Below are 22,640 nucleotides of genomic sequence, written 5' to 3'. Positions count from 1 at the left end.
TCATTCCCCTTGATTCAAAACTATTTCTTATATCACCGACTATTATTTTACTTTTGTCAGCAACATTTACCTACTCTTCAACATTTGTTATCACAAAGAATTCCTCACAGATTACTTTCTGCCTATATCATGCTGTAAGCAATCTTTATCCAACTACTCAAAATCCTATATCATATATTTTACCATAAATCAATAAATAAAAGGGAATTTGTTAATTATTCTTAAAAACAAAAAGAAAAATATCTGAAATTCAGTTAAAAATCTGAATCTTCAAATATTTTTCTTTTTTCATTGCCTTTATAGACTATCAGTTTTCTTTTGTAAGAAGTACCATAATGTCATTTGAGCGAGAAATAAACTTAGCCATTTCATCACCTGTAAGAGGTGCATTCTGAATCTTAGCCAAATCATAAAGCTGCTCACAAATCATTCTGTTGTCTTTCGCATCTTCATGCTCTAAAACATATTTTACAAGAGGATGATTAGCATTAAGAATAAGAGTTTCATCATCCTTTAGCATATCTTCTGGCATTCCACCCATTCCGTTAAGTGCATACATACGCATCATATCTTGCATACGGCGACTCTGCTCAGATACAGTAAGAATTGAAGAAACTTTCTCATCTACAAGCTTCTGAATCTTAACTGTAAGCTTATCATTTCCAACTGCTTTGCGCATCTTCTCCTGAAGCTTTGTGGAAGCCTCTTCGAGCTCTTTCTCTGTTTCCTTAGAAGTTTCTGATGTAAAGCTATCTGTAATCTCAGCATCAATTCTCTGGAATCTAATATCTGTATTCTTTGACTCCAAAGCCTGAATGAAAGGAGTATCAATATGAGAATTCAGAATAAACGCTGTCATATTATGAGACTTAAACATACTTATGTACTGACTCTGCTGCTGAGGATCTGTTACATAATAAATAGTTCTCTGCTCTTTCTCTTCTTCCTTCTTATCCTTGTTATCATCTACTACTTCTGCCTCAACCTTCTTACCATCTTCATCAGTAGCATTTTCTGTTGATTCATCCTTTGCATCATTTATTTTGAGTGCTTCAGGAATTGTAAGATATTTGCCATCAAGATCTTTAAGAAGAATAAAGTCATTCATCTTCTCAGCAAATTTCTCATCCTTAAGATAACCATACTTAATGAAAGGAGCTATATCATCCCAATACTTATCATAAGTTTCTTTCTCTGTCTTACACATACCAGAAAGCTTCTCAGCAACCTTCTTGGAAATGTAATCACAAATCTTCTTTACAAATCCATCGTTCTGAAGAGCACTTCTTGATACGTTAAGCGGAAGATCAGGACAATCAATAACACCCTTTAAAAGCATAAGATAATCAGGAATTACTTCCTTTATATTATCTGCGATAAATACCTGATTGTTATAAAGCTTAATCACGCCCTCTGCAGATTCAAATTCCATGTTAATTTTAGGGAAGTAAAGAATTCCCTTAAGATTGAATGGATAATCCATATTAAGGTGAATCCAAAACAAAGGCTCTTTATAATCATGGAAAGTCTTGCGATAGAAATCCAAATATTCATCTTTTGTGCAATCCTTAGGAGTTTTGGTCCAAAGAGGATGAATATCATTAATCAGCTGAGGTCTCTTGCGAATCTTAAACTTTTTCTCTTCCTCTTTTTTCTCTTCGCCTTCTTTTACTTCCTCTTTCTTTGGTTCAGGGATAACTTCCTCGAGAACTATATCACTATCAAGTTTCTCAGACTCTTTAATAATCTCGTCTCTGTCTTCATTTGCCTTTGACAAATAGATTTCATAAGGCATGAAGGAGCAATACTTCTCAATTACTTCTCTTGCCTTATACTCATTACAAAATTCAAGACAATCATCAGAAAGATGCATAACGATAGTAGTACCAACACTATCCTTGCTTCCCTCACTCATCTCAAACTCTGAGCCGCCATCACATGTCCAGTGGACAGCTGTTGAACCTTCTTTATATGAAAGAGTCTCAATATCTACACTCTCTGAAACCATAAATGTTGAATAGAAACCAAGACCAAAATGTCCAATAATCTGGTCATCACTAGCCTTATCCTTGTATTTCTCAAGAAATGCAGTTGCACCAGAAAAAGCTACCTGGTTAATGTATTCCTCTACTTCCTCGGCAGTCATACCAATACCATTATCTGTAATAGTGATAGTCTTTGCCTTATCGTCAAGAATAACATCAACCCTTGGCTTAAAGTCTTCCGGAAGTGCATAATCTCCCATTGCATCCATCTTTTTAACTTTTGTAATAGCATCGCATGCATTAGAAATAACTTCACGATAAAAAATATCATGATCAGAATACAACCACTTCTTTATGATTGGAAACATATTTTCACTGTTAATTGAAAGATTACCCTTTTTTGAAGCCATAGTTACATCTTCCTTTCCTGAAATATAATTAACGGGATTCACTATCCCTACATAAGAACAAGTTTATATCCCTTATGACCAAAAGTCAATAAAAAATTAGCACTCAATTATAAAGAGTGCTAACAAAAACAAAATACAAAAAATTCAAATTGCCTATTGCATTAATTTGCTGTTGCATTTATAATAGCGGAGCGTTGAAAAAGTTTAAGCATTTCCAACTTCAGCGCACATAATATACACCTATTGTAACGCATATGAGTGCAGCTTATTTCCCCTAATATATAAGCTGCATTGTGATACAATTGATTGTTTTCTACATTGCACATAGAGCACTCCATGTTCTAGGATTTATGCTTTATAAATCCAGTGCAGCAAAAAGAGCCTTTAACAGGCTCTTTTTTGTTTTGCAATATAATATCTATAAATACATTTATATCGCTTGATTCCTATTTTAGAAACCAGCAATAATTGTAATCTTCTAAAAAACAATCAAGATTCAATTTTTTTATTATTTATTCCATTTTTTTGCATCATCGATACAGTTTTCCATGGATTAAAGAAAAAGTATGGAAAAATCAGTTTTTTCATAACCATAGCTGTTAATATGGATCCAAAAAATCCAGCACAAAATCCCAGCAAAAAATGCAACTGTATTGACTTTATATCAAAAAATAATAGAGCATTTCTAATTGCCGCTGCATAAATTGTATGAAGAAGATAGATTGGAAGAGTATACGGTACAAGCCATTCTATTATTGGATTCTCCCCTCTTTTGTAGCAGGCAAACCTAGTAATAAGGCAAATTCCCACAACAGCAACAAATCCTAGGAGAATTGTCCAGGGACTAAATCTATCTCTAATAAAGTTTTTGTACAACAAAAAACTCAAGACCGCAAATATACATTCAAATACAATTCCTGCTATAAATACATCTTTTCGAGATGAATCCATAGATAAAAAAATTCTTTCCAAAAGCATTCCAAGCACAAACCAAAATCCGTACTCTGCGATTGATAATAAAAAGAAATTACCTGCAAAAGAACCAGATATAAGGTACAACATGTAGAAAAACAAATTAAGCGCAAGCAGTTTCTTCATATTGTGTGTGTTAGGAATAAGCACAAACAAGAAGAATAATGTATACAAATACCAGTATGGCGTAGTTCCCGGAGACAGAAACAAAAAACTCACCATATCACCCGTTCGTATATTGGTTAAATCAGTAAAAATATTCTTTAAAAGCCATGTAAGTATTGCAAAAGAAAAATAAGGTACACCCAGTAGTATCAATTTGTGATAAAAGTGCCTAATCCAGGTTGAAAAGTCACAAATATGTTCGCTCTTACCATAAAGATATCCACTACACATAAAGAACAGCTGCACATGAAACAGATACATTGCATACAGAATGTAGCCTCCCAAAAAGGTCTGTTTCATAATACCAGTATTCTGTAATCCCTGCATTAAATGTCCCACTAGAATCAGAACACAGGCAATCACTTTTATATGGTCTATCCAAAATTCTCTTTTACCTGTCTGCATAGATTACTTTTCTCCAAAATATTTCTCAAAAACATCAAAAAATGTATGTGTTGTAGCCTTTTTATCAGTACACAAAGTCACCTTTTTCCATAGCTTTTTGTTAACTTCTTTAGATAAAGATGTTGCAAATGAATCATATTCCTTGCTGAAAGCTTCGCTTTTTCTCTGCTCAACAATTTTCTCTTTATTTGCTTTAGTTTCCTCTTTATTAAATGTAGTTACGCATTTCAAAATAATATATCCATCAGAAGTTTCCACTATATTACTAATCTGACCTGTAGACAGGTTAAAAGCAGCATTCTCAATTGCCTCTTCCTTGTCACCTTTTCCAAAAGAAATTGTGTCTTCTGCAGCCTCATTATAAGTGCTTATAAGTGCCTCAAACTCAGCTCCATCAGCAATCTTTTTCTTAACTTCTTCCATTTTTTTATAAACAGCTGCTTTCTGCTGTTTAGACATTTCTTTCTTGTTACCGTCAACATCTTTGACATACGTTTTCTTATAAATCTGCTCAACAGTTAAGGTTCTTGCCTCATCATCGCTTACTTCAGGATTAATGTCACGTATCATGTACTTATATAACTTCTTAGAAAAAGCTATATCTTCGTATAGATGCTGAATATCTTCTTGAGTTATATCATCCATTTGCGATATGTCAGCATCTGACAAAGATTCATAATACTCTTTGGCAGCTTCTAAAACCCTCTTTTCTTCATCTTTTGTAAGCGTAATCTTATACTTTTCAGCCAAAAGGCGCATTGTCTTAATCTGTGCTATTCGTTCAAGAGATGATGAACAAATCTTTTCTTCAAGGCTCTCACCATTTTGTTTTGCATTCCAGATATCACTTCCTAGAAGCTGCTGGTATGAATTCTGCGTATTAAGCAAAAAGACCTTAAGCTCTTTTAAAGAACATGACTTGTCTTCTATTCTAAATACTTCATTTCTTCCAAAGCCTGTTGTAAAAACAACTTTTGTCTTTTCATCCTCTTTTGTTTGTTTCAAATTGCACCCTGAAAGCTGGGGCATTAGTAACAATAAGAGTAGTAAATATATTGAATTTTTTTTGATTTTTTTCAAAAACATGATGATGTACTTCCTGTCTAAAAACTAATGATATCACTAGAAGGCTTCACACTTTATAAGTAGATTCTCAGATTTTTTACAAATAACTAGAATTGTAAATCCTTCTTTAAACCGACAAAAATATATCGTTTCCATTATATCATAACTCCAAAAAAAATTAAGCCAAATCCAAAATGGACCTGACTTAATTTAATGTTAGTGCTTTCTTTTGAGTATACCAACACAGTAACGATTTAATTTTTTACATTGCTTCTGTACTGAACTGGTGTCATTCCGTACTTTTTCTTAAAAAGCCTATTGAAGTGTTCAACATTCTGATAACCTGCTGCCTCTGCGACTCGTTCAACTTTCATATTTCCATTTTTAAGCAGAACAGAAGCTTTTTTTAGTCTGATAGCTTTAACATTCTCTCCAAAAGTTTTACCACTCTTTTCCTTAATGTATTTGGAAAGATATGGTTTTGACAAGAAGAACTGGTTAGAAAGATCTTCAAGTGTTACTGTTAAATAATTGTCTTGAATATAATTCATGATAGAATTTATTCTCTCATCTTGTCCATCTCCATTATTTTTCATCGAATCAAGTGTATTCACTGCAGAACAAAGCGCATCAATTGAAGATGTAATAATATCTTCGTTCATGCCTACACCCCAATAAGTCTTTCCATCCTGATTAATTCCAACATACGAAATAGCTTTTGAAGTAGATCCATGTGTAAGCGCATGCTCTTCATAAGTAACTACCTCATAAGTAATATCAAAATACTGCTTCAAAGCATTGCTGACAGCATCCAATCGACCATTACCCATGCTTTCAATCACATGTTCTTTTCCACCATACAAAACAGTAATCGTTGCAAATATTCCATCTCCCTGGCGGAAATGTGCATCCAATATTTGGAAAATTTCTGTATTCTTGACGTATTTTTTCTCAAACTCTTCATAAATCCTAGCAGGAGAAAGTTCAGCATGCTCTTTATCAGAAATATCCTTCATAGTATAGCTTACATCTGCCTGCATATCTTTTGGAATTGTAAGTCCATAATTGGTCTTAAGAATAAAGCTGACACCACCTTTTCCAGACTGACTATTGATACGAATGACATCACCGTCATAATTTCGCCCAACATCTTTTGGATCAATCGGAAGATATGGTACAGTCCAAAGTCCATTATCCTTTTCATCTTTATGCCATGCAAAACCTTTGGCAATAGCATCCTGATGTGATCCAGAAAAAGCTGTGAATACTAAGCCTCCAGCATAAGGAGCACGATCATAAATAGACATTCTAGTAAGACGTTCATATGTTTCTCCAATTTCTGGAAGATTAGAAAAGTCAAGTTTTGGATCAACTCCATGTGAGAACATATTAAGAGCAAGTGTAACAATGTCTACATTACCTGTTCTTTCACCATTACCAAAAAGAGTTCCTTCTATTCGGTCAGCTCCTGCCAATATACCAAGTTCAGCATCACTAACTCCGCTTCCTCTGTCATTGTGAGGATGAAGTGACAAAGTAACCGCATCTCTATACTTCAAATTTTTGTGAATATATTCAACCTGAGTAGCAAACACATGTGGCATTGCATTTTCAACCGTTGTAGGTATATTGATAATAACTTTATTATTCTCTGTTGGAGTCCATACATCCAAAACGGCATTACATACTTCAACTGCATAATCAACTTCAGTTCCTGGGAAACTTTCCGGTGAATACTCAAAAGAAAAGTTTCCACTTGTCTCATTAGCCAGTTTTTTCAAAAGCTGTGCACCATCAATTGCTATCTGTTTTACTTCCTCTTTGTCTTTGCCAAAAACCTGCTGTCTTTGAGCAACAGATGTAGAATTATACAAATGAATAATAGCTCTTGGTGCACCCTTTATAGCATCAAAAGTCTTTCTTATAATGTGCTCTCTAGCTTGTGTTAACACCTGAACCGTCACATCCTCAGGAATCATATTTCTCTCAATAAGAGTACGAGCAAATTCAAATTCTGTTTCTGAAGCTGCAGGAAAGCCAATTTCAATTTCTTTAAATCCAAGCTTAACCAGCATGGTAAAAAATTCTAGTTTTTCATCTAGACTCATCGGCTCAATAAGTGCCTGATTTCCATCACGCAAATCAACACTGCACCAAATAGGTGGTGTATCGATATAATCTTTTTGAACCCAATCATAGGTACAAATAGGTGGCATAAAATACTGTCTAGTATACTTCTGAAAATTTTCCATACTGCACTTCACTCCTTAGATTATCAAACATGATTTTATTTCAAATATCTTGATGTATATTATCATATCATATAGACATTTTTTAACTAGTGATAAATTTAATCGTTTTGATTGATTTATTTTAATCTAGTCAATATATCGTCAGAGTGCATTGCATTATTTAGAGTATTTCTCAGATTATTATAATCAGTAAACATGCTAACAGTTTCAGCTTGACTTTTGTTCTCACGAAACTCGCAGTAAATGCGAGTTTCTGAATGTAAGTGACAAGAAGTCATGACTTCTTGCTGAGATTTAGGATAATCATCAGCAAGAATCCTGCTTCGCAGGACAAAATTTCTCTTGACGACAAATTTTGGTCTGGTACGGTTCTTGATTTTCCTGATGAAAACAAGAACCTATGACTTCTTGCTGAAATTTAGGATAATCATCAGCAAAAAGACTACACCCTTACAATTGTCTCTAGGAATTTTTCACAGCCTTCTTTAATTTCCTGATAGCAAGTTTCAAAATCTCTGGTATACCATGGATCTTCTACATATCCTTCTTTTCCGGAATAACTCTTTATAAAGTGAATTTTGTGACCCAAGTCAGATCCCCAGATTTTCTTAGTTTCTCTCATATTCTCTTCGTCGAAAACTATAATATAATCCCAGTCCCAATATTCATCAGCTTTAAGCCTTCTTGCTTTATATCCGCTGCAATTAATACCATGACTTTCTAATATTTTCCTTATTGGAGGATATACCGGATTTCCGATTTCCTCTGCTGAGGTTGCTGCACTTTCAATATGAATATCAGCTTCACCCCATCCTTTTCTTGCTGCTATGTCTCTTAATAGATATGCCCCCATAGGGCTTCTGCAAATGCTGCCGTGGCAGACGAATAATATCTTTATCATATCGTTTTTCCTTGTTTTATCAGGGCTTAGACACCTTTTTCATTTTCATTTACCGGCATAATATATGCATATTTTGGCATATTTACACCGGCAAAAGGTGTAAAGTAAGGTGTAATTATTTTTCGTTTACACCTTGAGTTTTTCACTGGGAATTCAGCTTCTCAATCTCCGCTTTTGCATCCTCTAAATTCACGTGAGTATAGACATTAAGCGTGGTTCCGATGTCAGCATGTCCCATAAGATACTGAAGCGTTTTCGGATTCATCCCAGACTTTGCCATGTTGGAACAGTAGGTATGGCGGCATACATGAGAACTCCGAGATGCGAAGCCCCGTATGGAAAAGAATATAAATCCCTTCATAGTATTTGCAAAAATGAGGATCCTCTTTTACAAACTTCTCTTTTCCGTCAGCATCAATATACTTGAACTGATATCTGCCATCTTTACGCTGTATCTCTCCGTTGTGTAAAACTCTTCCTCTGTTATCCTTTCTTTTTTCACTCATATTTGTAGTCCTCCTTGTCATAATAGAAAAAGCGAACTACCCGACATTGACATTATATCAATCGGGCTGTTCGCCTGCCACGTATTTTTTGTTCTGTTTTCATTATTTGATGTGCTTATTCTCAGAGAAATCCGATTCTTTTAAACGTTTTGTATTATAAAAATAATCATCATCTAGCAAAATTCGCATTGCTGTCATTGCATTGCTTTTTTCCCGAATCATTTTCTCCAATAACTGTATTGGCTCCCTTTCCAAACTCAAACCGAGTCTTTCTCAAATTCTTATTCGATCCAATTCGCTCTATCAGACCCTTATTCTTTAAACTGACCAGCGTCCGCTCTATCGTTCTCCTTGTTACACCTACTTCTACAGCCATCTCCCCAGCTGTTTTTTCCGGATTACTTATCAGTATACCTAGTACAGCTTTTTCCGTTTTATTTATACCGACATTTTTCTTGCTCATCTCCAATACTTTTTCATCATACGGAATTCTACACTTTATATAGTTGTCTGTAATCTCAAAAGCTTCCTTGCCTTAATCTTTTCATAAACAGACAAACGTTCATGAACTTTATCAAAACGATAGCGGGTTAATGATTTCAACTCTTCGTTGTGATATGATGTTTCCGAGTAGGGCTTGAGATCCTATCGGTCATCAACATCATAGCAATCGAAGAGGCATCGACTTTATCCGTTTTCGTTTTTCTAAGGCTTAGACCTTTTCTGAAAAGATTTGTGTGTAGCGGGTTGATAACAACGATTGGGAAACCTTTATCAACGAGCGATGCCAAAAGATTGTTAGAATAGTGACCGGTAGCTTCAAGACCTAATTTTATTTCTGTCTTATCAGAAGTCACTTCTTCTATTCTGGAGAACAGCTCATCAAAAACGACCCTATCATTCGAGATGGTAAAGACTGAATAGAGTTTTCTGCCTTCGTCGTCAAGAATACAGCAGTCATGCTTGTCCTTGGCAACATCGATACCAACATAGATCATAATTGTGATTCTCCTTAAAAGTATTTGATGCTGCTGTTATAAGATCCACAGGTCTCTTTGCATGCTGTAACCTCGTTCTACATAAAACGTCATATTGCTATGATAAGCCGGAGTCTTAAGTAATTTATGCTCTCTGTTTAGGCACAAACTCTATTTTAAGAGCCATACCCATACCATCAGCCAATCTCTTTAACAGATTTAGTGATGGATTTCTGGTTCCGTTCTCGATTTTGCTGATATCTGCCTGATTGATACCGGTGCGCTCAGCAAGTTCCTTCTGAGTAAGATTCTGTGAATTTCTAGCATCAACTATAGCTCTGATTACGTCCATCTCAGGCTGAATAGCTTCATATTCTTTTCTAAATTCATCATCTTGCATCTGCTTATCAAGCATATCATTAAAAGTTCTCATGATTTATTCATCCTTTCTATCATAAGAGTATCTCCCTCAGCTTTAGTTACAAAATCATGTTCTTCAGCGAATTTAATATTTTCTTTTCCGAGATAATTCTTAACCATATCATGATAACCAATCAACATATAAAAAATGTTGACGTTTCAACAACCTCCGATAGTCACGCAAACGATTAAATGCACCTATAGAAAAAGCTTTATTTTAATAATCATTCGTTTCATTTTACTGCTATCATACCCCATTACTTAAGCGATTCATAATACGCTTTTATTTTCTTCGCCATCAGCTTCCTTCTTGCATCAAGGAACCTTGGATAATCGTCTATCGTCATACTCTCAAAGCCCTCCGGAATACAATTCATTTCCAAGTTTTTCTTTAGTTCAATCATGTTAGTGATTCCACCATACACTCCCTGGCCTGTTTCAATCTGGCCAAGAACCACAGACATATATTCATTTGGCGCATCATCACTGATTTTTATATTAATCTCTGTCTGTAAATAAGCATAGTTTGCAATTTGATTATACAGGCTCTTATTTGTAATTCCATTTTTCATCAAATATTTCTTTGGGAACAAATGATGAATGTCGCCACGTTCTTCAAGCATTGTTTTAATCTCTATCTGTTCAGATAAAAATCCCTTATCGTGTGCATTAACCTGTGCCATAAGAAATACATTGTAATACGGACTGCTTGCCACAGAAGTATTCAAATGATCAACCAAAGAATGCTCCCAAAATGCGTCAGAAAGTGAACCAGCCTCATATTGTTCTAAATACTCAAGCGGATTATCCAAAAACATAAAACGCTTGATATCATAATCAAACGAAGACTCAGGAGATCCAGAATATCTTCCCGTAAGCATTGTAGCCACAAGCCATCTTCTAACTGTTTTTTCTATGACATTAGAATCAATTCCTCGACTCCGCAATCCTATGAACAATGTATATCCGAAATTCAATACATTCTGCGATCTTACAAGAGATGCCTTCTCAATACCTATTGATTTAAGAATCATCAAATATCTCTTGAAATTAGTCTCATTTACAACGGATAACACTGCATCACGCAATTCCTCAAAAGATGTTTCCGCAATTTCATCTTTAAACTCACGAGTCTCGAAATCACGCCCGGATAACAACGCCACCAAATCTGACAATCTTCCTCTAACAAATTTATAAGTAAATGCGACTCTTAAAACATCCGTATAATCCGGAACATAAATGTCCTCATTTTCTTTTACTACCCATTTAATCTTGTCAAATTCACTCGTAGTTGAAAACTCAACATCATTGTTCTTTATAAGCTCATAATCTGCCGGAGACTGCATCAAATGACAAAAATAATCAATAATCTTTCGCGTGATATTTCCACCATATATCTCATTACTTGAAATCTTACTCATTGCAAAATCAGCCTGAGACAAAACCACTCCTTTGGAATTAATACGTATAAAGATATCAGTAACTTGCTCTATATCAAGTTCGTGTGAAAGATTAATCACGCCCAGATTATTATTCTCAATACTTTTTAATCTTGTGATTACTTTAGAAATTTTTGACTTCTCTTCTTTTATTTCCAGTCCATTCTTTTCACAATAATCTTCCACAAAACCATATACATCACAAGAAGGATTAAAAATTTCCGATATATCACTTATATATTTTACATCGTTAGATGTCGCCGGTGTTGCAACATCAAACTGTTCTTCAAGCGGATTAAACGCAATAACTATCCTCTTTTTCTTGTAGTCTGATCCAACTACCTCCTGTCCAACAATAGCGGCTGTCAAGGCGGTTATTCTCTGCTGACCATCTATAAGAACTTTTTTGCCTATAGACATAGTTCCATCTTTCAATCGGACATCCGGATTTTGCCAAACAATGATATATCCTACCGGATAATTCTGATATAAAGAATCGATAAGATCCCTTACTTTTGTACTATCCCATACAAACGGTCTTTGTATCTCTGGAATTGCAATTTCACCATTTTTAATGCTTGCAAGCAATGAACTTACAGCAATGTTGTTTACATCATAGTTAGACATTTTCATTCCCCTTTTTTAATATTTACGCTACCGCATTTGCGTTTATCTTCTCTATTACTTTTCTAATCCCGCTCCAAACCGTTAAATCAGTAAAGATATCAACAATACTTCCCTGATCTGTAAACGGCGATTCCTGAAACACAGAAAGGTCTGTCATCATGCCGTTATGTACGATGTATTCTACTATCTGGTTTACGAAATATATCTGTTTGCTATCAAGATTCGTATCCTCAAGGAATTCAGAGAAAGCTTTCTTAGCAGCATTCATATCAAGGCCTACAATACTACGAACAAATTCACCCAAAGGTTTCTGCCCATACTCCTGCTCATAGTCCTCTTTCGTACCCACTTCTTTCCAAAGAATCTCTTCAAGTGATTCCACATCAAAATGAGTAAGTGGCTGATTTGTACGAAGCTTCGCAATAACAATATTATCCTGGTGCTGATGAATATAATATTCTGCTTTCGCCTTATAATTCTTCAGCTCATCATTCTCAAGTTCAGATTCATTCCACTGTATATCCAAAATATCATCCGAAAAATCTGTATCATAACGAACCTTTCGATGAGGTAAATACTTCATTAGATTACGCAGACTATCTCTAATATGTTCAAAATCTTCAATTCCTGCACGTTCTACATAATCGGTATTAAGGATTCTCTCAATCAACTCTTTCTGGACCAGAATCTCCGGAATATTTGCAACGGTTGCTATTCCGCCAACCTTATCAAACAAATCAGATTTCAACCGGCCATACTTTTTCCCCGCAAGCTGCGCTAATTCTAATCCATACATCAATGCATCAAAACGAACCGCTGAAGCCTCATCACTATCCGGCAAAATCAACGGAGCCAATTCTTCTCGAACTAATAATGTATCCTCATATGTAAGTGCCTGGTAATTACTCTCAGATGAATATAAATCCACATATTTAATATGCTGACGAACCGCAAAGTTTTCGCGATTTAATTCCTTCACTTTTCCCGTCATCATTTGAACCAACTGATTACGATACGCAATCAATCGATTCACTTGAGAATTAATGTCCTGAAGTTTATAGGCAATCTGGAATTCCAAATTAAATACTGCTCCTTGTAAAGCAATCATATTAGCTGTTGGACGACCTTCTCCCATTCGGAAGAATTCAAAATTCCCACAGAAATCAAAGATATAGAACTTGCTCTTGTCTTCTCCATCTACAAGTCCCGGGCAAAGTCTGGTACCACGGCCAATCATCTGCCAAAACTTTGATTTACTCAATACTTTTTTGAAAAATACAAGATTTAATACTTCAGGTACATCGATACCGGTATCCATCATATCAACGGATATCGCAATCTGAGGCAACTTATTAGGAATCCTATTGTCGATTACCTGAGTAAATCCATTCAAATGCGGGTAATCCTTATTAAAGATTTCAAGAATCTTCTCCGCATGATCATGGTTTTTTTGCAAAAATGATAGTCTTACCAAGCTTCTGACCATAATCTATCTTGATACCCTCTGTCATAACAGTGTACAGTACCTGACGGATGGTATCTTCATTGAATATCCATGAATTGAGCGCGGATGAACTGATAGCTTCCGGAATATCTCCGTCTTCCATCTCAAATGTACTCTCATAAATAGCTTTATCTTCATCGGAAAGATCCGCATAAACGATTCCCTGTTCTATAAACTTAAGTTTAGTTTCTACAGACAGGAAATCCACAAGATATCCATCGGTTACAGCCTGTCCAAGCTCATAACCGTACGTCGGAACTCCGGGCTCCAATCCGAATATCTCATAAGTATTCTTATCGATATCATCTTTCGGCGGAGCCGTAAGACCTACCAGTGGAGCATCAAAGTATGTAAAAATGTCTCTGTATTTGTTATAAATAGACCTGTGTGCCTCGTCGCATATTACAAGGTCAAAATGGCCACTGGTAAACAGTTTCTGATCCTCAACCTTTACAGAATCAATGCAGTTCATCATAGTCTGATACGTAGAGAAAACGCAGTGAGCATTATAGTTATCCTTCTCTTCACAAAGGTTTGTCACCGAAAGGGATGAATAGTTGTTTACAAACGCCCTCTTTGCCTGAGTTACAAGCGATGTCCTGTCCGCAAGGAAAAGGATATTCTTAATCCATCCCGCATCAAGAAGCACATGGCACAGTTCTATTACAGTTCTTGTCTTACCGGAACCTGTTGCCATGACAAGAAGGGCTTTTCTGCGATTCTTCTTATCAAAGCTATCACATACTGCTTTAATTGCAGCTTCCTGATAATAGTGACCGGCAATCTTCTTATCTACATTTATATGATCAAGGGATGTCCGCATCCTTCTGAGATTGAACATCTTTTCAAGGTCTGCCTTGGAGTATATGCAGGCAACCTTTCTCTCCGGATACTGTCCATCTATAATTCTTGTTTCAAAACCATTTGTTAAAAAAACACACGGTCTTCTCTTATACTGTTTCTCTAAAAGATCCGCATAAAGCTTTGCCTGCTGACGTCCTTTAGATACATCGACGCAGGTTCTCTTTGCTTCTATAACAGCAAGTGGCTTATGAGTATTGTCATAAAGAACATAGTCCGCATAGCCGACTTCGGATTTATTAGGCATCCCCGGAAGTTCTACTTCATTGATCCAGTCGGAACCTTCTTTCCAACCGGCATCCATAAGCATGGCATCAATATAAATCTTTCGTGTTTTATACTCAGAAAAATCCAGCGGCTTCGGAACATAGTCTAAAGCCTGCTTCTCACGACGGGATGTCAGCTCTTTCTTTAATGCAGAATTCTCTGCAATGAGTTTCTCAATATCAACGTCCGGGAAATCTTTTGTAACCTGTTCGGTTTCGCCCTTTGTTAGCAAAGACTTGTCAAAGCTGTGCTCTTCGTATTCATCAGCATAGCAGTAACACACAAAGTCAAAGAAAATCTGAAGGTTTTTAAGGCAAAGAATCGCCTGGTCCTCTGTAATCTTCTTGCCAGAATGAGCAGCATTGTTACCCATCTTGCGGATGAAGTCCATACGCTTCATAAGGTCTTCGTCGATGATATCTCTGAATTCCTCTGTGCTCATGAGACTTATCAGATTATCCTGGTATAGCATTGTAAGGGACGCATCGACCGAATACATCCACTTTATGGCAAACTCCATTGCCCTGCGGCAGTTGATGATGCAGGAGGTAGGATCTATATATAATATTTTCTCAGCTGCAATTGCCACATCGGAAAATGTGTTGAATTTCGGCTCCTTTTTAAGATAATCGAAATTTGTCATAGCTACGAGAAACACATGACCGCGGAGACGGTTGAAGCAGGACATGCAAGCTTGCTTGCAATGGACTGCTTTAATCGGATCAGCGGGCTGTGTGGCGACAGCCACACAGCGAAAAAGCCGCAGGCTTTCGAGCGATCATGCCCTATGCCTCCTTCCCATCCAATATCATACGCGCTCTTTCCTGAATCATCCTACTGATCAATTTCAATCTATCAGAAGAATAATTATACGCACCTGATTTTTTCAGATTATATGTCAGCAACTTTCTTAACTTTTCTTTTAATCTGCTGTCCATTACCTTTTTTGCCTCTTCCATATAATCTTCATATACACAAGGAAGTAATGTCTCGGCATATTCCTTAAGTAGTTTCTCATCTGCCCAGTTTTCTTCTCCTGCTAGATTAAACAGGGAATTTCCATGGTCAAACAGTGGTGCTGGAGCTATTATCTTATTTGTTTTACTATCAACAAGCACTCCGAAATTGCCAAAGTGCCTGTCAGTATTGTAGATCACTGCATCTAACACTATCATATCGTTAAGTGCATCTACATATTCAGATCCAAGTTTCTCATAATACTCTCGTACTGCCCTCATCCCACCAGTTTTTACTACCCGACCTATAGGAACAAAAGCTATATCTTTACTCGTAAACAATTCACATGCAGAGCACAATTGCTTCTTCCATTTTGAAACCTTGTAAGGAACAACATTCATACCCAAGGCTGTCCCTATCTCATATGCATATAATTCCGAATACGGCTCATTTCCCGTATTGGATGCTCCCGATGTAGCTCCTTTATAAAGATAAACTTTCCCGCTAATTCTTCTCCAACATTTTGGAAGCATTCCGTTTGTTGTAAACTCCGGAGAAGATGCCAATGAAGATCTGGCACTACTCCCATATCCGGTAAAAGCAATCATGGCAAGCACACGGCTGAAATTATTCTCATAGAGATTATTATCTCCAAATGTTCCTGCAAATCCTTCTTCCACTACCCAGTATGAATCATTTAAGGATAAACCTCTGCAAACTGAGATTACATCCATAGGCCTGTTGGCATTAAGCCCACACTTTGCAAGGAAAGCATTAACATAGGCTCGGTTTTTGGGAATAGTCCTGTTCTTCAGCCAAGAAGCAATGCCTTTGTCGCTTAGTTCCATACCTAAAGGAAGCAGATGCTTTTTCTTTTCATTTATCCATGTAATCTGTAACACAGGATCAGACAAGTTCTCAATGATTTTAAATTTAATTAAATCTACGTCAAATAATTTTAAAATAAATTCCATAAAAGCTCCTATTTTGCATTCCAATTTATCAGATCACCTATCTTATTCACCATATACCATATTTTTTCAACTGCAATCACCCCATCAGAAAAAGTGGTGAATTTCAGTTCTTTTTAAAACAATAGAAATTATTCCTAATCATCTCCATCTCTCGATAAACTGGAATTACTTTATGCAAGCATCTTCTTATTTAACCTTAGTTTATTGACTACAGAATTATTATACTTCTTATATTTTTCTCTATGTATTTCGAAGTCTGTAATATTAATTTCATACCAAGACAACGGATTTATCACTTCTCCTGTAACATCATACTTTATCTGAGTAGCCAACAAAACATAATATGCTACTAACAGATTTTTTGCCTCTGCATCCACTTTTTCAATCATATTAGCATAGTTGTGCTTTTGCATAGTAGCCAATATTCTAATAGCGTCCTCTGATCCATATGAATAAATTGTATTAAACAATTCTTTCATCTCTATCGATGAATTATTTTTTTCCCGCTCTGCTTTATTTCGATACTCCTTAGCTTCTCTATCCGTCAACCCTAATACTTTAATCGTATTTTCAATGGTTACGGGAGCAATCATATGAGCATATAACTGCATTATATCAAAAGGAACTGTAGCCATTTTTTCCAAGGCAATATTATTCTTTTGTTTTTTTATTTCTTCTCTAACATTTCTTCGCATTGCATAATATGTAACTATAAATCCGATTATACTTATTATCGCAGGTATACCAGTTGAAATAATCGTTTGTCCTAAATCACTGTTAAAAAAATTCTGCATATATCAACTCCCACTATCCGAAATATTTCTGCATAAGACTGTCATACATAATATGTGTTTCATTAAGTGCCTTTTGCACAACAAATTTTGATTTGTCGACTTGTTCAACGAACGTATAATACTCATCCTGAACTTTTTTCGGTGGCTTTATAATTTGAAAATCCGAAACAATCGGCACATTAAGATTTGGCATGGTCTGGCCTACTGCCATATCCTCTATAGTCCGTTTAAACGACGGAAATGATATTATCTTCTGTATAAAATCTGCACTCAAATCGCCGTTACTTCGTATAAACAAACTCCCTGTTCCGCAAAGCAATCCTGGTCTATCCACTACTGCACATCTTCCCATCTCGCCTCTGCGTCCCATGACAACATCACCTTCTTTAAGTTGGTATGCTACTAACTCGGCATATTTTTCATCGGATATCGTCAAATCATTTTCTGGCGCTATTTTCCCTTCAATAATGTGAGATGGATTTATTAGCGCATGACCTCCAGTAATATAATCCTCTTTATGGAGTAATGAGCCAAAAGGTCCAATCTTTATTTCCGCTTCAAGTATCAACCGGTGATAAGTTGTAACCGATTGAGTCACTGCGCCAGCAGTTTCTCCAGCTCATCCATTTCCTGACTGATCTGCTTCTCGATTTCTCTGATATTTGCCATAATCTCTGACGTTGTCGGATACTCTACCGCAACATATTCAACCTCTTTATATTTATTGATTGAGAGATCATAGTCGTTGTCAGCAATTTCCTTCTTAGAAACCATAAAGGACTTGTCCGTACGTTTTCTGTCTTTTTCAGCTTCAAGATTTTTGAAGCGACTGATAATATCAGGGATATCGTTATCCTTGATTTCAGTACGCTTATCATCAAGACTGAAGCCGTCAGCAGTCATATCATAGAACCATACATCGTCTGTTCCACCATGTCCTGTCTTAGTAAAGATAAGTATTCCTGTAGAAACACCGGCATATGGCTTAAACACACCGGAGGGCATAGAGATTACAGCTTCCAGCCGCTGATTTTCTACGATTTCCTTTCTGATTGCCTTATGTGCATTGGAAGAGCCAAAGAGTACTCCATCAGGAATGATACAAGCGCATCTTCCGCCAATCTTAAGCATTCTTACAAACAATGCCAGGAATAATAACTCAGTCTTCTTTGTCTTACATACCTTCTGAAGATCTGTTGATACGGTGTCTGCATCGAGGTTGCCCTTAAATGGTGGATTTGCCAAAATAAGGGTATACATATCCTTATCAGGGTTCTGATCGGATAAGCTGTCACGGTACTCGATAAAAGGATTCTCAACGCCGTGAGTCATCATATTCATGGCGCCGATACGGAGCATAGTCCTGTCCATATCATATCCGTGGAACATGTCGTTCATGAAATGATTTCTGTTCTGTTTATCAAGAAGTACTTCCTTCTTGTATTTTTCTCTTAAGTAGTCTCCGCTGGTTACAAGGAATCCGGAAGTTCCGCAAGCTGGGTCACAGATAAAGTCTGTAGGCTTCGGATCCATCATCTCTACCATCATACGAATAATATGTCTCGGTGTTCTGAACTGGCCGTTAACGCCGGACTGAGCAATCTTGGAAAGAAGATACTCATATACATCCCCGCGGATATCTGTCTGGTGAAGCTCCTCCATCATGGAATAAATCTCATCCATGGCATCCACAATCTTGGAGAGCATCAATGGTGTATTTACCTTAAAGATTGCATCATCCATGTATTTGCTATACGCAGAGTTCTTGTCTCCATGAAGATTCTTTATAAAAGGGAATACCCATTCCTGGACAACTGAGTACATTCTCTACGCCGGGAAGTCGTGGAAGGTTGACCACTTAAGCTGATTACCATCTACCTTGCGGTCTCCGATTTCAACTTCATCTGCAAATATGCTCTTGTAAGGAAGTCCAAGCATAGCTGCTTCTTTTGCGCGAAGGTTGTCCGTATCATCCAGATCCTTTATGAACATAAGGTATGTCATCTGCTCTACAACATCAAGCGGATTTGTAATTCCCCCATTCCAGAAAATTTCCCACAAACTATCAATCTTATTGCCAAGTTCTCCGGTCATCTCTCTTCTCCTTTAGTCCTTATCCCTGTTCCAAACGTATTTTGTATATCTGCCGCCACCAATCTTTATTATGCTTTCCGATGACAAAAGTTCTGACAGTGCTCTTTCAACAGTTATGCGGCTGATGTCGGGGCATTTCTCCATAATCTGTGACTTTGTGATCTCACCGTAAGTGTTCTTGATCAGTTCAGCCACACGCTCTGGCTTTGAAAGGCCGCTTGTGACCAAAGTTTCTACCCTGTCAGAAAAATCTCTGTATGCTGCAACTACAACACCAAGCATATACCGCACAAATGGAACATAATTATTTTCTTCCTCATGCCAGTTAAGGGAACTTTCATACAGGCACTCATAATACGATGTTTTAGTCTTTTCAATCAGATGCTCGATACTGATGTACTTTCCTACAATGTATCCGGCCCTATACAGCATCAGCAATGTAAGCAGTCTGCTCATTCTTCCGTTGCCGTCATTAAACGGATGGATGCATAAAAAATCCAGTATAAACATTGGTATCAGAAGAAGCGGATCTATTGTCCCGGTTCCGAGAGCTTTGTCAAATTCATTACAAAGATTTTCGATTGCCTCAGGCGTTTCCCATGCAGGAACCGGTCTGAATCTTACAAATTTGCTGCCCTGTTCATCCTCTTCCTCAATGATGTTATCCGCTACTTTATACTTTCCGCCGATATCATAACCTTCAAACTTATATAAATCTCTGTGAAGCTGAAGGATCATATTCGGTCTTATCGAGATGTAATCATGACTCTCATGGATTGTATTAAGTACATCCCTGTATCCAGCAATCTCTCGCTCGTTTCTCGTCTTAGGCGTAGTCTTATCTTTAACAAGTGCTTTCAGTCTCGCATCGGAAGTATAGATACCTTCAATCTTGTTGGATGCTTCGGTACTCTGAATCTTCGCAATCTCAACAAGTTGCGTCAGCGAATCTGCCTTCGCTTCTATAAAAAGTGACTGCTCACCTTTATACTCATGGATCTGCGTAAGCAGTGCCACTATTTCCGGTGTCAGTAGTTTTTCCCATTTTTTACTGTAATCAAAATTTCTCATTTCAATATCCTCATTCAAACATCAATTCACTCATGAGTGGATAAAATGATGCACTTAAATAATACCACTCAATATACTCATTATCAACGTTAACTGCATCAAATTTGCAAAAATGATGCAATTAAGCAATTGATGATGTAATTAAATAGTTTATCTATATGATGCTGTATAGTTAAACTTGACAACTTGTTCTCGTATATCTTGAAATATAGGTAAGAGTAGGTAATTGCGAAACTCATTAGAAATTTATGTGTAACCTTAACAAAAGCGTTCTTAAACGTTTTTTGAGAGCGGTAACGTGAACTGAGCTGATAAATCTTATTTAAGGCGCACTTTAATAAGGCTGGCACTTTATTAAGTTGGTAAGTCCTATGCTATGAGAGTCTTGAGGCTTCTGATGTATTCATGGTGATGAATCTTGTCAGCAAGCACGACAGATATTAGCTGAGTGATTCCAGCAAGTATCAGATCGGCATGCAAAGTTTTCTCATTCTGAGTGTGGCGGCCAGCCAAACAAAGGTTGTCCTTCATGTGATTGATATCCCGTTCTACGGTGGTCCTGATCTTATAGGTGTTAGCCCATTCTTCAGTTCCACGGAGGACACCAGGATAGGCGCGAAGATTCTTTTCAGGATAGATGTATATCATACGTCCACATGGAGAATCGGTACAGGGATTGTTGCATTGACATTTTCGATGACATTTGCGTGTGCTTTTATCATAGACATACTTGATTTTGGAACATACAAACTTGTATCTTACAAGACCGTTATTCCTTTTCGAAGAGCCTTCACGTTTCATAGCAAGTGAGTCATCGTTAGGACAGCATGGAATGCCATCTGCGTTAACTTTGCAATCAGGATATTTGATGCCAGATCTGTAATTAAGCGGTATATAAGCTCTGGAGAAATGCTTGTTATCACCAAATGTATCTCCAGTAAGTAGCTGACGATACAAAAGTGCTGAGTCAAATGCAGCATCTCCAAGAAATGTTTTAGGGTTAATTAAAGGGTGCTTTGTAAAGAAATCTTTTAGCGTAGGAATGAGCAGTTTTGCATCATGAACGCATTTATCTTCATCAGGAGAGGATGATTTCTTTTCGACAACTATATCTGGATGTGATGCTAGAAATTCCTTGTTATAAAAGGATATGTGGCGGACAATGCCAAGACCATTTGTAACAATACCAAACTTGAAGACATAACAAAAATGGCCATTGATGTATAACTGCTTTATCTCCGGATTTGCAGAAGCATGTGAAGGCATGGAGCTATAGGCTGCTTTATAAGGATCATAAGATTTGGAAAATCCCCTGGTTTTAGCATATGCTTTAAGCTGCCTGATTATCTGATTTGCATACTTTGGATTGTTTTCAGTAACAAAGGCTTCTATGCCTGATGAATCAAAGATGGTCATATCTGCTTTCGCAGAGTCAATGGCCTGACAGATAGGCTCTGTGACATCAACGAGCTTATCGAAAACGAGCTGAAGATCATCAAGGAAATCCTGCTTAAAACGGGTAATCTTGGAAGCATCAGGAACTTTGGTGAAACCACAGAATTCACGAAGTGATTTTGAATAAGTCAGGAAAGCTAATAGAAGCTGGTCAGTTGGTATCGAGAAGATACGCTGAATAATAAGAGCCCACAGAAGAGCTTTTAAATGGTATTTACGGGATCTACCCGTTGATGCATAGAAATGATTTCTAAAAGAAATCGGAATAATTTCATCAAGGTCGATATGGTTTTCTAATAGAGACAGAAATGCAGGCTTGTCATTTTCAAGTTTATCTTGGCAATCTGAATAAATATCAGCCAAAGAAAGCTGTTTATATGGTATCATATATATCAGAATAACTCCTTTCTTGGTGTGTGCAGTGGTTTCTCGTCAATTCTATTGTACCATATCCAGTGAGGGGTTATTCTTTTTTGCTGCAATAAAAACGCCGTATTTATGCGGCTTTTGGCGTTTCACAAACGCCTATCAATAACTAC

At 36.8% G+C, this 22,640-nt stretch carries 13 protein-coding genes and 5 pseudogenes; all 18 read right to left on the bottom strand.

The annotated features are described in order from the left end of the window. Positions 1-307: 307 nt before the first annotated feature. Entirely contained in the window at positions 308-2,395 is a 2,088-nt protein-coding gene (gene htpG, locus G634_RS0102705) for a molecular chaperone HtpG (protein WP_026504006.1), read from the bottom strand. A gap of 489 nt (positions 2,396-2,884) precedes the next feature. After that, positions 2,885-3,937 carry an acyltransferase family protein gene (locus G634_RS20090; RefSeq protein WP_051233639.1) on the bottom strand — a complete coding sequence of 351 codons (1,053 nt, stop codon included), beginning with the start codon at positions 3,935-3,937 and terminating at the stop codon, positions 2,885-2,887. 3 nt (positions 3,938-3,940) lie between these two features. Next, positions 3,941-4,942 (bottom strand): peptidylprolyl isomerase, encoded by a 1,002-nt coding sequence (locus G634_RS0102695; RefSeq protein ID WP_196805273.1) that lies wholly within the window; start codon positions 4,940-4,942, stop codon positions 3,941-3,943. A 314-nt stretch (positions 4,943-5,256) separates the two neighbouring features. Further along, positions 5,257-7,254 (bottom strand): 2-isopropylmalate synthase, encoded by a 1,998-nt coding sequence (locus G634_RS0102690; protein WP_026504004.1) that lies wholly within the window; start codon positions 7,252-7,254, stop codon positions 5,257-5,259. 442 nt (positions 7,255-7,696) lie between these two features. Further along, entirely contained in the window at positions 7,697-8,155 is a 459-nt protein-coding gene (locus tag G634_RS0102685) for a low molecular weight protein-tyrosine-phosphatase (protein ID WP_026504003.1), read from the bottom strand. Between the two features lie 142 nt (positions 8,156-8,297). Next, positions 8,298-8,465: pseudogene (locus tag G634_RS21495) on the bottom strand (tyrosine-type recombinase/integrase); the annotation flags it as partial. A 133-nt stretch (positions 8,466-8,598) separates the two neighbouring features. Then, positions 8,599-8,661: pseudogene (locus G634_RS21945) on the bottom strand (integrase DNA-binding domain-containing protein); the annotation flags it as partial. A gap of 169 nt (positions 8,662-8,830) precedes the next feature. Beyond that, complete coding sequence (locus G634_RS22065; protein WP_051233638.1) at positions 8,831-9,124, bottom strand: helix-turn-helix domain-containing protein; 294 nt, start codon at positions 9,122-9,124, stop codon at positions 8,831-8,833. Positions 9,125-9,198: 74 nt separating this feature from the next. Then, positions 9,199-9,659, bottom strand: a pseudogene (locus G634_RS0102670) (IS110 family transposase); the annotation flags it as partial. 124 nt (positions 9,660-9,783) lie between these two features. After that, on the bottom strand, positions 9,784-10,071 hold the full coding sequence (locus tag G634_RS0102665; RefSeq protein WP_026504000.1) for a helix-turn-helix domain-containing protein: 288 nt from the start codon (positions 10,069-10,071) through the stop codon (positions 9,784-9,786). 244 nt (positions 10,072-10,315) lie between these two features. Further along, a complete protein-coding gene (locus G634_RS0102655) occupies positions 10,316-12,124 on the bottom strand; it encodes a GmrSD restriction endonuclease domain-containing protein (RefSeq protein ID WP_026503999.1) in 1,809 nt (602 codons plus the stop codon). Positions 12,125-12,146: 22 nt separating this feature from the next. Further along, a pseudogene (locus G634_RS21940) lies at positions 12,147-15,399 on the bottom strand (DEAD/DEAH box helicase family protein). Between the two features lie 142 nt (positions 15,400-15,541). Then, on the bottom strand, positions 15,542-16,687 hold the full coding sequence (locus G634_RS0102645) for a protein kinase (RefSeq protein WP_026503998.1): 1,146 nt from the start codon (positions 16,685-16,687) through the stop codon (positions 15,542-15,544). A gap of 170 nt (positions 16,688-16,857) precedes the next feature. After that, positions 16,858-17,481, bottom strand: a complete 624-nt coding sequence (locus G634_RS0102640) for a hypothetical protein (RefSeq protein WP_026503997.1) — start codon at positions 17,479-17,481, stop codon at positions 16,858-16,860. 13 nt (positions 17,482-17,494) lie between these two features. Beyond that, complete coding sequence (locus G634_RS0102635; protein WP_026503996.1) at positions 17,495-18,079, bottom strand: restriction endonuclease subunit S; 585 nt, start codon at positions 18,077-18,079, stop codon at positions 17,495-17,497. Then, positions 18,076-19,575, bottom strand: a pseudogene (locus G634_RS17715) (N-6 DNA methylase). The gene G634_RS0102635 and the pseudogene G634_RS17715 overlap by 4 nt, the downstream one beginning before the upstream one ends. 12 nt (positions 19,576-19,587) lie before the next feature. Then, positions 19,588-20,646: a Fic family protein gene (locus G634_RS0102625; protein ID WP_026503995.1), complete on the bottom strand. Its 1,059-nt coding sequence runs from the start codon at positions 20,644-20,646 to the stop codon at positions 19,588-19,590. Between the two features lie 369 nt (positions 20,647-21,015). Continuing rightward, positions 21,016-22,488, bottom strand: a complete 1,473-nt coding sequence (locus tag G634_RS0102620) for a transposase (protein ID WP_026503994.1) — start codon at positions 22,486-22,488, stop codon at positions 21,016-21,018. Positions 22,489-22,640: the final 152 nt, after the last annotated feature.

It is taken from the genome of Butyrivibrio sp. NC3005 (assembly GCF_000424545.1).
Classification (GTDB): Bacteria; Bacillota; Clostridia; order Lachnospirales; family Lachnospiraceae; genus Butyrivibrio.
Note: the sequence above shows the minus strand (reverse complement) of the source record. Positions and strands in the feature narration are given on the sequence as shown.